This window comes from Cryobacterium sp., assembly GCF_025463825.1.
Classification (GTDB): Bacteria; Actinomycetota; Actinomycetes; order Actinomycetales; family Microbacteriaceae; genus Cryobacterium.
Map to the genome: position 1 here is coordinate 1 of NZ_JAODBG010000007.1, position 13,038 is coordinate 13,038.

The following is a 13,038-nucleotide window of genomic DNA, read 5'->3' on the forward strand; positions in this document are numbered from 1 at the left end:
CTCCGCCGCCGACAGCACTGCCGCTTCGAACCGGGGCAGCACTTCTTCGGGCAGGTTCACGGTGAGCTCGAGCATCTTCAGCGCGTGCCCCCAGGTGATCCGGCCGTCGGTGAGGGCTTCGTGGAACAGCGGCAGCTGGTCGGTGAGTCGGGTGGCGTCGAAGATCATGCAGCCGGCGGTGTTGGCGCGCAACCGCAACGCCGCGCCGGCCTCGGCGGCCATGGTGCGCCGAGCCAGTTCCTCGTCGTCCCAGGCCGGGCCATGCGCCTGCGTGTCCGGATCGTCCCGGCCGGACTCGACCGGATCTCCGCACACGCCCGCGATCATGCCCGGCTCGTGACCCAATCGGTCCAATGCCGAGAGCAAGCGGGTGCGTTCGGCGTAGCAGCCGGCCAGCGCCTTCTCGTTCTCGATCAGCGGGTCGATGATCGCGCTGATTGCCGCCGCGACCGGATCAACCGCGGGATCGTCGGCGCCGTTCGGGGTGTCTTCGGGTGTGGCATTCGAGGTGGCCATAGGGACAGTGAACCACCTACCACCGACATCCACGAGCCCAGTCAATCACTGGTGGACAAAGTCAAAATCAGGTCCTGTGGAGGAGCGGCGGCCGCACCGAGAACGCGTTAGGACAGCATCCGAACTGCTGTCGGGAAACGCTCTACAGCTTGCCGAGAACCGCGTCCAGGACGGGGCCGGCGTCGCCGGGCTCGATCATGCCCGGGTCGGTGACGGCCACCCAGTAGCCGCGGGTGAAGACCTGTGCGGTGCTGCTGCTCGCGCTGAAGTAACCCTCGACCTCGGGGGCGCTGCCATAGGTAGGAACGATCTCGCCGTCGGACAGGGCTGCGTCCTTCAGAGTGTTCGCCAGCGACTCATTGGGCATGGCCAGCGCCACTTCAATCACCTCGCCGCTGGATTGGTTGAGCCACGCGCAGGCGATGCCGCCATAGGTCGTGGCGGTGACGGCGGCGGCACTAGACGCCGCGTACTCCAGGTCTTCGCCGAGGTTGGGGTTCAGCGCGTACACGTCGTCGGCGGTGAGGACCTGGTCGCAGGTCAGACTCACGGGGGTGCCCTCCGGCGCCGGCGGCGGGGTGGGCGTGGCGGTGGGCTCGACGGTCGCGGTCGCCGTGGGCTCCACGGAGGCGGTGGCGCTCGGGGCGGCGGATGCGGTCGGCTCGGCGCTGGATTCCGGCCCGCAGCCGGCCAGGGCGATCAGTGCGAGCGTCGCTCCGGTGAGAGCGAGGCCGGTGCGGAGACTGCGGCGGGGGGCGAGCGGGGTCGAGCTGGAGTGGGTCACGCGTTGACCTTATCAACTGGGGCGGCGGGTAGGATTGTTCGCCGTGACCCCTGCCGAACTTTCTCAGTCCCTGCTCGACCTCGTCAACTCATTGGTCGTGCGCCGGCGAGGCGAGGGTGCGGAGATCGCCGACCTCGGTCTCAACGTCGCCGATATGTCGCTCGAGCGTCCGCGCAACCGCGACCACGGCGACTGGGCGTCGAGCGTCGCGATGAAGATCGCCAAGCCGCTCGGCACCAACCCGCGCGCCGTGGCGGCCGAGCTCGTCACCGGCCTCGAGGCCATGCCCGAGGTCGCCTCCGTCGAGATGGCCGGCCCTGGATTCATCAACATCCGCCTGGAGGCATCCGCCGCCGGTGCCCTCGCGCAGACCATCGTCAATGCCGGCACCGGGTACGGCACCGGCCACATGTACGACGGCATCAAGATCAACCTCGAATTCGTCTCGGCCAACCCCACCGGCCCCATCCACATGGGTGGCGTGCGCTGGGCCGCGGTGGGCGACAGCCTCGCCCGCGTGCTCAAGGCAGAGGGCGCGGACGTGACGCGCGAGTACTACTTCAACGACCACGGTTCGCAGATCGACCGGTTCGCCCGCAGCGTGCTGGCCGCCTACCTCGGCGAGCCCACTCCGGAGGACGGCTACGGCGGAGCCTACATCGGCGACATCGCCGACAAGGTCGTGGAGATCCACGACGGTGACATCGCAGGCCTGCCCCGCGAGGAGCAGCAGGAAGTCTTCCGCTCCATCGGCGTGGACCTCATGTTCACCGAGATCAAGGAGAAGCTGCACGGCTTCGGCGTCGACTTCGACGTCTTCTTCCACGAAGACTCCCTGCACGAATCCGGCGCCGTCGAACGCGCCATCGCCCGGCTCCGGGAGCTCGGCCACATCTTCGAAGCGGAGGGCGCCATTTGGCTGCGCACCACGACCTTCGGTGACGACCGCGACCGGGTCATCATCCGCTCCAACGGCGAACCCGCGTACATCTCCGGCGACCTGGGCTACTACCTGAATAAGCGTGAGCGCGGCTTCGACCAGAACCTGATCATGCTCGGCGCCGACCACCACGGCTACATCGGTCGCATGATGGCCATGGTCGAGGCCTTCGGCGACGTGCCCGGCGTGAACCTGCAGATCCTGATCGGCCAGATGGTCAACCTGCTCAAGGGCGGCGAACCCGTGCGGATGTCCAAGCGCGCCGGCACCATCGTCACCCTCGACGACCTCGTCGACGCCGTCGGCGTGGACGCCGGCCGCTACTCGCTGGTGCGCTCCTCGAGCGACTCGCAGCTGGACATCGACCTCGACCTGCTCGGCAAGCGCACCAACGAGAACCCCGTGTTCTACGTGCAGTACGCCCACGCCCGCACCAGTTCCGTCGGCCGCAACGCCGCCGACTCGGGCGTTGACCGCAGCGCGTTCGCACCGGAGCTGCTCACCCACGACAGCGAGTCCGCCCTGCTCGGCGTGCTGCAGGAGTACCCGCGGGTGGTGGGCCAGGCCGCCGAACTGCGCGAACCCCACCGCATCGCCCGCTACATCGAAGAGGTCGCCGGCTACTACCACCGCTGGTACGACAGCTGCCGTGTCATCCCGCTGGGCGAGGAGCCGGTCACCGACCTGCACCGCACCCGGTTGTGGCTGAACGATGCCACCGGCCAGGTCATCCGCAACGGCCTCGGCCTGCTCGGCGTCAGCGCGCCCGAGCGGATGTAGGCATGGCACGTCGTCGCCGCGGCCGCGGCCTTCTCATCGTCGGCGTGCTGGGCGTGGCCCTGGTCGGCGCGTTCTTCGTGGCGGACGCCGTCCTCCGCACCTACGCGCAGAACCGCGTCCAGGCCGAGATCGCCGAACGGCTGCCCGCCAACGTGACCGGTGATATCGCCGTGACCATCGGCGGCTTCTCCGTGATCGGCCAGTACCTCACCGGTTCCTTCGAGCGGGTGGACCTGGCCGCGCCGGAACTCGTCATCGACGGCGCCGCCGCCGTGCACATCCGCGCCACCGGGGTTCCGGTGGACACGACCCAGCCGATCGGGCAGGTCGACGGCACCATCGACCTCGACGAAGCGGCCCTCAACACGATGCTGACGGCCAGTCAGGGGCAGGACTCCGCTGCTGCCGACGGACCGATTCAGGCCGGTGCCACCGCGCTGAAGCTCGGCGACGCCGAAGTGACCTACGCCGGATCGATCAGCGTTTTCGGCTTCGAAATCGGTTACCAGGCCACTGCCGCGCCGTCCACCACCGCGGAGTCCCTGGTGCTCACCGCCACCGGTGCCGAGGTGAGCAGCGGCATCGGCAGCATCGACGCGAGCGCCTTGCTGGACCTCCTCCTCGGCAAGGAGCCGGTGAGCATCTGCGTGGCCCAGTACCTGCCAGAGGGCGTCACCCTCACTGGCGTGGATGTCACGGCGGCCCGCGCACGCATTACGCTGGAGTCGAGCACATTGACGCTCACCGAACAGTCGCTCACCACCCTTGGCTCCTGTTCGCCCGCTTGATTCGGCGCGCGCAACTCGCAGTCGCTAGAATTCCGGTAGCTTCCCGCGCCGATTCGGCGCGTCTCTTCGCTGGCTTCAGGGACCAATCCGGGTTCGCTCGCCACTTCGTGAGACACCCACTCAACTCCTGTGAGGTTTTCACCCGTGGCCCATAATCCACTCGCTCCCGAGTGGCTCAGCCCCCCAGCTGATGCCAACACGCTCGCCGACGGCCTCTGGCCCGCCACCGCGCAGCGCGCCGAGGACGGCGCCATCACGATCGGTGGCGTCAGCGCCCCCGACCTCGCGGCCCGGTTCGGCACGCCTCTCTACGTCGTCGACGAAGCGGATGTCCGCACCCGCGCTGCCGATCTGCGCACGGCGTTCGACACCGAGTTCGCCCGCATCGGCACCAGCGTGCGCGTCTACTACGCCGCCAAGGCCTTCCTCTCCACCGATATCGCCCGGTGGATGGTCGAGGCCGGCCTGAACATCGACGTCTGCAGCGGCGGCGAACTCGCCGTCGCCCTCGCCGCCGGCGTCGAGCCCGGCCGCATCGGCTTCCACGGCAACAACAAGTCGCGCGCCGAAATCGACCAGGCCACCCGGGTGGGCGTGGGCACGATCATCATCGACAGCCCCATCGAGATCGAACGGGTCGCCGAAGCCGCCGTCCGCAACGGCGTGGTGCAGAACGTGCGCCTGCGCGTGAACAGCGGCGTGCACGCGCACACCCACGAGTTCCTGGCGACCTCGCACGAAGACCAGAAGTTCGGGGTGGTCTTCGAAGACGCTCCCGCGCTGGTCGCCGCGATCCGCGCCCAACCGAGCCTGGCCTTCCTGGGCCTGCACTGCCACATCGGCTCGCAGATCTTCGGCGTCGACGGCTTCGCCGAGTCGGCCTCCCGGCTGCTCACCCTGCACACCGAGCTCCTCGCCGGGGGTCCGGTGCCCGAGCTCAACCTCGGCGGCGGCTTCGGCATCGCGTACACCAGCGTCGACGACCCCACCCCGGCACGCCGGTTGGCTGCCGGCCTGGCCGACATCGTGGCCGCCGAATGCGCGAGCCGCGGCATTCCGGTGCCCGTCATCGCGATCGAGCCCGGCCGGGTCATCGTCGGCCCCGCCGGCGTCACCCTGTACGAGGTCGGCACCACCAAGCCCGTTCGAATCGGTGAGAACACCCGGCTGTACGTGAGCGTGGACGGCGGGATGAGCGACAACGCCCGCCCCGCCCTCTACGGCGCCGAATACTCGGTGCGGCTGGCCGACCGGGTGTCGGATGCACCGGCCGCGCTGGTGCGCGTCGCCGGCAAGCACTGCGAAAGCGGCGACATCGTCGTGAACGCCGACTACCTGCCCGGCGATGTCGCGCCCGGGGACCTGGTGATGGTGCCGGCTACGGGGGCGTACTGCTGGTCGCTGGCGAGTAACTACAACTACTTGGGTCGGCCTGCCGTCGTGGCAGTGCTGGATGGGGGAGCCCGCGTGATCGTGCGCGGGGAGACGATTGAGGATCTGCTGGCCCGGGATGCGGGCGTATCGGACGCGGCTCACGAGGCCACTGCGACACGCTCGACCGACAATATGAAGGAAACCACCCGATGATCGAATACCGCAATCTGCGCGTCGCCCTCCTCGGCGGTGGTTCGGTCGGAGCCCAGGTGGCCCGCCTGCTGCTCGAGCACAGCGACGAACTCGCCAACCGCGTCGGGGCGAGCCTCGAGCTCGTCGGAATCCTGGTGCGCGACCTCGACGCTCCGCGCACCGCCGACCTGCCCAAGGAACTGCTCACCACCGACGCCGATGCGTTGATCCTCGGCGCCGACATCGTCATCGAACTGATGGGTGGCATCGAGCCGGCCCGTAGTTACATCCTGCAGGCCATCAACTCCGGCGCCGACGTCGTCACCGCCAACAAGGCGCTGCTCGCCCAGCACGGCGCCGAACTTTTCGAGGCCGCCGACCAGGTGGGCGCCCAGCTCAATTACGAGGCCGCCGTCGCCGGTGCGATCCCCATCGTGCGGCCGCTGCGCGACAGCCTCGCCGGGGACCGGGTCAACCGTATTCTCGGGATCGTGAACGGCACCACCAACTTCATCCTCGACCGTATGGACACGGCCGGCGACACCCTCGACGAGGCGCTCGCCGCCGCGACCGAGCTCGGTTACGCCGAAGCCGATCCCACCGCGGACATCGAGGGTTACGACGCCGCGCAGAAGGCCGCGCTGCTGGCCAGCCTCGCGTTCCACACCAACGTGCCGATCGAGAAGGTCTACCGGGAGGGCATCACCGGCGTCACTCAGCAGCAGATCGAATCCGCCCGCAAGGCCGGTTACGTGGTGAAGCTGCTCGCCATCTGCGAGCGCCTCACCGACCCCGAGACCGGCGTCGAAGGCGTCTCCGCCCGCGTGTACCCGGCAATGGTGCACAACAGTCACCCCCTCGCCGTGGTGCACGGTGCCAACAACGCCGTCTTCGTCGAGGCCGAGGCCGCCGGTCCGCTGATGTTCTACGGTGCCGGCGCCGGGGGAGTGCAGACGGCATCCGCCGTGCTCGGTGACGTCGTCTCGGTCGCCCGCCGCCACGTCGTCGGCGGCCCCGGCTTCGCCGCATCCATCCACGCTGACCTGCCGGTGCTGGAAATCGGCAAAGTGACCACTCGTTACGCGGTCATTCTCGAGGTCACCGACGAGCCGGGCGTTCTCGCCACGATTGCCGGAGTGTTCAGCAAAAACCACGTGTCGCTGGCGCTCGTCGAGCAGTCGATGACGCCCGCAGAGCCCGGAGGCGCCAGTCACGAGGCCGTCTCGGGCACAGCTACCCTTGTCATTGGAACGCACGAGGCCACGGAAGCTGCGCTTGCCGCGACCGTGATCGACCTTGCCGCCAACAGTGTCGTCACCAAAGTCGCATCCGTATTAAGAGTTGAAGGAGTCTGATGTCCAGCGAACGAGAGACCGGTCAGCACCAGATGGTCAAGACCCAGTCCCGTCAGTGGCGCGGTGTGTTGCGCGAGTACGCCGACCGGCTGAACATCAGCGACGCCACCCCGATCGTCACCCTCGGTGAGGGCGGCACCCCCCTAATTCCCGCAGCCGCGCTGTCCGCGCGCACCGGCGCCAAGGTGTGGGTGAAGTACGAGGGCATGAACCCCACCGGTTCGTTCAAGGACCGCGGCATGACCATGGCGATCTCCAAGGCCGTCGAAGACGGCGCCAAGGCCGTCATCTGCGCCTCGACCGGCAACACGTCGGCATCCGCCGCGGCCTACGCCACCCACGCCGGCATCAAGGCCGTCGTGCTCGTGCCCGAGGGCAAGATCGCCATGGGCAAGCTCAGCCAGGCCATCGCGCACAACGCGCAGCTCCTGCAGGTGCAGGGCAACTTCGACGACTGCCTCGACATCGCCCGCGACCTCGCGAAGAACTACCCGGTGCACCTGGTCAACTCGGTCAACCCCGACCGCATCGAGGGTCAGAAGACGGCGGCCTTCGAGGTCGTCGAAGTTCTCGAAGACGCTCCGGACTTTCACATCGTCCCGGTCGGCAACGCCGGCAACTACACCGCGTACTTCCGCGGCTACAGCGAAGAGCTCGCCCGCGGCGCCACCACGAAGCTGCCGCGGATGTTCGGCTTCCAGGCCGCAGGCAGCGCCCCGATCGTCCTGGGCCACCGCGTCGAGCACCCGGAGACCATCGCCAGCGCCATCCGCATCGGCAACCCGGCCTCCTGGGACCTCGCCCTGTCCGCCCGTGAGGTGAGCGACGGTTACTTCGGCGCCATCAGCGACGAGAAGATCCTCGAGGCCTACCGCATCCTCTCCGCCGAAGTCGGCATCTTCGTGGAGCCGGCCTCGGCGATCAGCGTCGCCGGGCTCCTCGAGCGTGCCGACGCCGGCGAGATCCCCCGGGGCGCCACCGTGGTGCTCACCGTCACCGGGCACGGCCTGAAGGACCCGCAGTGGGCGCTCCGCACCGCCGACGGGTCCGACGTGAAGCCGACCATCGTGCCGGTCGACACCGCGGCCATCGCCGAGTTGCTGGGGCTGGGACAGAAGTGACCACCGCGCTCCCCGTCGCGGGACGCAACGCCCTGGCCGGTCGTTCGGTCGTCGTGAAGGTGCCTGCCACCACGGCGAACCTCGGCCCCGGCTTCGACACCCTCGGCCTCGCCCTCGCGCACTACGACCACCTGCAGGTGGCAGTCACGGACACGGCCGGCGTGTTCGTCGAGGTGCACGGCATCGGCGCCGGTGAGGTGCCCACCGACGAGAGCAACCTCGTGGTGCGTGCCATCGCGCACACCTTCGCCGCCTACGACATCCCGCTGCCTGGGCTCAAGCTGATCGCCGAGAACCGGATCCCGCACGGCCGCGGCATGGGGTCATCCGGTGCGGCGATTGTGTCGGGCATCATGGCGGCCAAGGGCCTGCTCGAGGGCATCGTCGACATCGACTCCGACGCTCTGCTCGTGCTCGCCACCGAGATGGAAGGGCACCCGGACAACGTGGCGCCGGCCCTGTTCGGCGGTCTCACCATCGCATGGATGCAGCCGGACGGCCCCAGGCACAAGAAGCTGATGGTGCACCGCGGTGTCTCGCCGATGGTGTTCGTTCCCGAGCACGTCATGTCGACGGCGCTGGCGCGCAGCCTGCAGCCGGAGTCGGTACCGCACGAGGATGCCGTCTTCAACCTATCCCGGTCCGCCCTGCTCATCGCGGCGCTCATCCAGAGTCCGGAGCTCCTGCTCGTGGCCACCGAAGACAAGCTGCACCAGAACTACCGCGCCGCGGCCATGCCCGAGACCAACCGGCTGATCACGCTGCTGCGCGACCATGGCTTCGCGGCCGTGGTCTCCGGCGCCGGGCCGTCGATCCTGGTGCTCGCCAGCGACCCCGGCCAGCGCCTCATTGCGGCCGACCTGGTCGCCGAACACTCCGAGACGCCGTGGCAGGCGCTGATGCTCGCCGTGGACTTCAAGGGCGCAACGGTCATCCGCACCGACGTCTGACCCGCGACGAGCGTGAGCTGAACCCTCTCCCGATCCTCCGGGGGAGGGTTTTTCTCGCACCCCGGCGCGGTGGGCGCGCCTGCAGGGCCGTCCGAACCTGCTAGAGTGGTTGCGCACCCGATAGAAACCGCCACTCGCGGATCTGTTCTCTGGTGTATTCCCTGTAACTCACTGCTACTGCGTATACGCGTGGCTGTGTGTGTTCACTCCAATCCGCCACTGCGTGGGACTGGATCACCCGCAGCGCACCGGCGCTGCAACACATCTTCTCTGGCCCGCTCGTAAGCGCCAGGGGAAAGGACAAAAACTTCGTGACCAACGTCAACCTCCACGCCGACGGCGTGGACATCTCTCGCCTCTCCACCCTTCGCGTCGCCGAGCTTCAGGCTCTCGCGGGCGAACTGGGTATCCAGGGCGCATCCAAACTTCGCAAGGGCGAGCTCGTGGACGCGATCACCGCGTCCCAGCCCACCCCGACCGAGCCGACCGCAGCCGCGGCCGTCGTCGTCGACGCCCCCGTCGAGGTAACCGCTGAGGCAGTCGCTCCGGCCGCCGAGGTTGAGGCCGCTGCCGAGCCCGCCGCCGAGGCCGCCCCGAAGAAGCGGGTCTCCCGCCGGGTCAGCACCGCCGCGTCGGCTCCGGCCGTCGCCCACGTCAACGCCGACGGTGAACTGGGCCTCGGCCTGATCCTCCCCGAGGCCGGCAGTAGCCGCCGCAAGACCACGGCTCCCACCACCTACGCCGGTGCCACCGCGGGCGACATCGTCGCCGACGCACCCGTCGCCGAGAAGGCGGTTCGCCAGCCCCGCAAACGCGCCAGCACCGCCACCATCACCGAGGCAGTCGCCGCCGCGCTCGTCGCCGAGGCTGCCGCATCCGTCGAGGCGCCCGCGACCGTCGAGGCACCCGCCGCCGACGCACCCGCCGTCAGCGATCAGGCCACCGAGGCGCCCGCCGGCAACAACCGCAACCGTCGCGGCAACAACAACCGCAACGAGAACCGCAACGGCGGCCGTAACGGTGGACGCAACGGGGGCAACAACAACGCCTCCACCGCCCGCAACGCGTTCGACGCCCGCAGCCTGATCGACGCGCAGAACGCCGAAGACGGCTACGACGCGTCCGTCGATGAGGCCGAGGCCGCACCGGTCGAGACCACCGTCGACACCGTGGACGCCGAGAGCACCGAGTCCCGCATCCAGCGCCCCGAGGGCGTCGTGCGTGCCGAACGCAACGAGCGTGGCGGACGCCAGCGCAACCAGCGCGGCGCCCGCGCCGAGCAGGCCGAGCAGGCCGAGCAGGCCGAACAGGTTGAGGCGGCCGAGCAGGCCGAGCCGACCGAGCAGGCCGACAACGCCGGTGCGGACACCGACCAGACCGAGCAGTCCGACCAGCCCCGCCAGGGCCGCAACCGCAACCGCAGCCGCGGCGGCGACCGCACGCAGGGTGACCGCAACCAGGGCGACCGCGCCCAGGGTGACCGCGCCCAGCAGACCGGCGACGACCGCGCCACCGCCGAGCGCGGCGACGACCGCCAGCAGAACCAGCGCCAGGCCGGCAACCGCGGCCAGGGCCAGGACCGCCAGCAGAACGATCGCCAGCAGAGCGACCGCGCCCAGCAGGAGCGTCAGGGCCAGGACCGCAACCAGGGCCTTGACCGCAACTCCGGCCCCGAGGACGAGCTGAACGGCCGCAACAACCGCAGCCGGTTCCGTGACCGCAAGCGTCGCGGCGCCACCACCAACGACGACTTCGAGCCCGAGCTGACCGACGATGACGTGCTCATCCCCGTCGCCGGCATCCTCGACGTGCTCGACAACTACGCCTTCGTGCGCACCTCCGGCTACCTGCCCGGTGCCAGCGACGTGTACGTGTCGCTCGGCCAGGTCAAGAAGTACAACCTGCGCAAGGGTGACGCCGTCGTGGGCTCGATCCGTCAGCCGCACGAGGGCGACCAGAGCGGCCGCCAGAAGTACAACGCGATCGTCAAGGTCGACTCCATCAACGGCCTGACGGTTGAGGAAGCCGCCACCCGCGTCGAGTTCCAGAAGCTCACCCCGCTCTACCCGCAGGAGCGCCTGCGCCTCGAGACCGAGCCGGGCAAGCTGACCCAGCGCATCATCGACCTCGTCGCGCCGATCGGCAAGGGCCAGCGTGGTCTGATCGTCGCGCCGCCCAAGGCCGGCAAGACCATCGTCATGCAGCAGATCGCCAACGCCATCGCCACGAACAACCCCGAGGTCCACCTCATGGTCGTCCTGGTCGACGAGCGCCCCGAAGAGGTCACCGACATGCAGCGCACGGTGAAGGGTGAGGTCATCGCCTCCACCTTCGACCGCCCCGCCGAAGACCACACCACGGTCGCCGAGCTCGCCATCGAGCGTGCCAAGCGCCTCGTCGAGCTGGGCCACGACGTCGTCGTGCTGCTCGACTCGATCACGCGCCTCGGCCGCGCCTACAACCTGACGGCCCCGCCGAGCGGCCGCATCCTCTCCGGTGGAGTGGACGCATCCGCGCTGTACCCGCCCAAGCGCTTCTTCGGCGCTGCCCGCAACATCGAGAACGGTGGCTCGCTCACCATCCTCGCCTCCGCGCTGGTGGAAACCGGGTCCAAGATGGACGAGGTCATCTTCGAGGAGTTCAAGGGCACCGGCAACATGGAGCTGCGCCTGTCGCGCCACCTGGCCGACAAGCGGATCTTCCCGGCCGTCGACGTCAACGCATCCGGCACCCGCCGCGAAGAAATGCTGATGAGCGCCGATGAGGTCAAGATCACCTGGAAGCTGCGCCGTGCGCTGGCCGGACTCGAGCAGCAGCAGGCGCTCGAGGTCATCCTGGGCCGGCTGAAGGAGACCTCGTCCAACGTCGAGTTCCTGATGCAGGTTCAGAAGTCGATGCCGACCCCGAACGGGTCAGACAAGGATCACTGATGTTCGAGTCTGTCCTGACTCTGCAGGCTGAGCACGATGAGCTGCAGTCCCAGCTGGCGGACCCGGAGTTGCACGCGAACCCCGCCCGTTCCAAGAAGGTCAACCGGCGTTACGCCGAGCTCAGCCGCATCATCGCGGCGTGGGTGGAGTGGAAGGAGATTGGCGACAATCTCGACGCCGCCCGGGAACTCGCCGACGAAGACGACTCGTTCGCGGAGGAGATCCCCGGGCTGGTCGACCAGCTGGAGGCCGCAGCCGAAAAGCTGCGCCGCCTGCTGATCCCGCGTGACCCGCTCGATGCCCGCGACGTGATCATGGAGATCAAGATGGGGGAGGGCGGTGCGGAATCCGCACTGTTCGCCGCCGACCTCCTGCGCATGTACCTGCACTACGCGGAGTCCAAGCGCTGGAAGACCGAGATCATCGAGCAGACCACCAGCGACCTCGGCGGTATCAAGGACATCCAGTTGGCCATCAAGGGCAACTCGGCTGACCCCGCTGAGGGCGTCTGGGCGCACCTCAAGTACGAGGGTGGTGTGCACCGCGTCCAGCGGGTGCCGGCCACCGAGTCGCAGGGACGCATCCATACCTCGGCGGCGGGCGTTCTCGTCTTCCCCGAGGTCGATGAGCCCGAAGAGGTCGAGCTGCACCCCAACGACCTCAAGATCGACGTCTACCGTTCCAGCGGCCCCGGCGGCCAGTCGGTCAACACCACCGACTCCGCCGTGCGTATCACCCATCTCCCCACCGGGATCGTGGTGGCGATGCAGAACGAGAAGAGCCAGCTGCAGAACAAGGAAGCGGGTATGCGGGTGCTCCGCGCTCGCGTCCTCGCCCGGCAGCAGGAAGAGATCGACGAGGCCGCCTCGCTGGTGCGCAAGGGCCAGATCCGCACAATGGACCGGTCAGAGCGCATTCGCACGTACAACTTCCCGGAGAACCGGATCGCGGACCACCGCACCGGTTACAAGGCGTACAACCTGGACACCGTGATGAACGGCGCCCTGGATGCCGTCATCGACTCCTGCATCACCGCAGACGAGGCCACCCGCCTCGCCGAGATCGGCGACCACGACTAGCTCGTGACACGCACGACGAGGCGCTCCAGCTCAGGCTGGGGCGCCTCTTCTCGTTCTCGATGGGCTGACCGACATGCATCGTCGGGCGGTACTGGGGCCGTGCGGCGCTGCCGGCCGAGGTCGACTCGGCGATGGCGGATGAACCCAGCCACGACCTGCAGGGCGACACTGGTATGTTCGTGCTCGCGGTCAGCGACGACAGGCCAGTGGCGGGTGGGGGAGTGCGCTT

9 protein-coding genes and 1 pseudogene are annotated in these 13,038 nt (G+C 68.7%); 8 read left to right on the top strand and 2 right to left on the bottom strand.

Going from position 1 to position 13,038, the window contains the following annotated elements; genetic code table 11:
* Both JWP54_RS00595 and JWP54_RS00600 read right to left on the bottom strand, forming a co-directional pair.
* A pseudogene (locus JWP54_RS00595) lies at positions 1-516 on the bottom strand (hypothetical protein); the annotation flags it as partial.
* A gap of 142 nt (positions 517-658) precedes the next feature.
* Positions 659-1,300, bottom strand: coding sequence for an iron ABC transporter ATP-binding protein (locus JWP54_RS00600; RefSeq protein WP_297366245.1), 642 nt, complete (start codon positions 1,298-1,300; stop codon positions 659-661).
* Positions 1,301-1,343: 43 nt separating this feature from the next.
* Between JWP54_RS00600 and argS the strand changes: the two genes are divergently transcribed.
* The 8 genes from argS to prfA all read left to right on the top strand — a co-directional run bounded on the left by argS (position 1,344) and on the right by prfA (position 12,809).
* Entirely contained in the window at positions 1,344-3,020 is a 1,677-nt protein-coding gene (gene argS / locus JWP54_RS00605) for an arginine--tRNA ligase (RefSeq protein WP_297366246.1), read from the top strand.
* Between the two features lie 2 nt (positions 3,021-3,022).
* A complete protein-coding gene (locus tag JWP54_RS00610; RefSeq protein WP_297366247.1) occupies positions 3,023-3,808 on the top strand; it encodes a DUF2993 domain-containing protein in 786 nt (261 codons plus the stop codon).
* A 144-nt stretch (positions 3,809-3,952) separates the two neighbouring features.
* A complete protein-coding gene (gene lysA / locus JWP54_RS00615; protein ID WP_297366248.1) occupies positions 3,953-5,395 on the top strand; it encodes a diaminopimelate decarboxylase in 1,443 nt (480 codons plus the stop codon).
* Entirely contained in the window at positions 5,392-6,729 is a 1,338-nt protein-coding gene (locus JWP54_RS00620; RefSeq protein ID WP_297366249.1) for a homoserine dehydrogenase, read from the top strand. Before lysA ends, JWP54_RS00620 begins: the two co-directional genes overlap by 4 nt.
* A complete protein-coding gene (gene thrC / locus JWP54_RS00625) occupies positions 6,729-7,850 on the top strand; it encodes a threonine synthase (protein WP_297366250.1) in 1,122 nt (373 codons plus the stop codon). The genes JWP54_RS00620 and thrC overlap by 1 nt, the downstream gene beginning before the upstream one ends.
* On the top strand, positions 7,847-8,800 hold the full coding sequence (gene thrB, locus JWP54_RS00630) for a homoserine kinase (protein ID WP_297366251.1): 954 nt from the start codon (positions 7,847-7,849) through the stop codon (positions 8,798-8,800). Before thrC ends, thrB begins: the two co-directional genes overlap by 4 nt.
* 311 nt (positions 8,801-9,111) lie before the next feature.
* Positions 9,112-11,730: a transcription termination factor Rho gene (rho, locus tag JWP54_RS00635; protein ID WP_297366252.1), complete on the top strand. Its 2,619-nt coding sequence runs from the start codon at positions 9,112-9,114 to the stop codon at positions 11,728-11,730.
* Entirely contained in the window at positions 11,730-12,809 is a 1,080-nt protein-coding gene (gene prfA / locus JWP54_RS00640) for a peptide chain release factor 1 (RefSeq protein ID WP_297366253.1), read from the top strand. Before rho ends, prfA begins: the two co-directional genes overlap by 1 nt.
* The last annotated feature ends 229 nt before the right edge of the window (positions 12,810-13,038 follow it).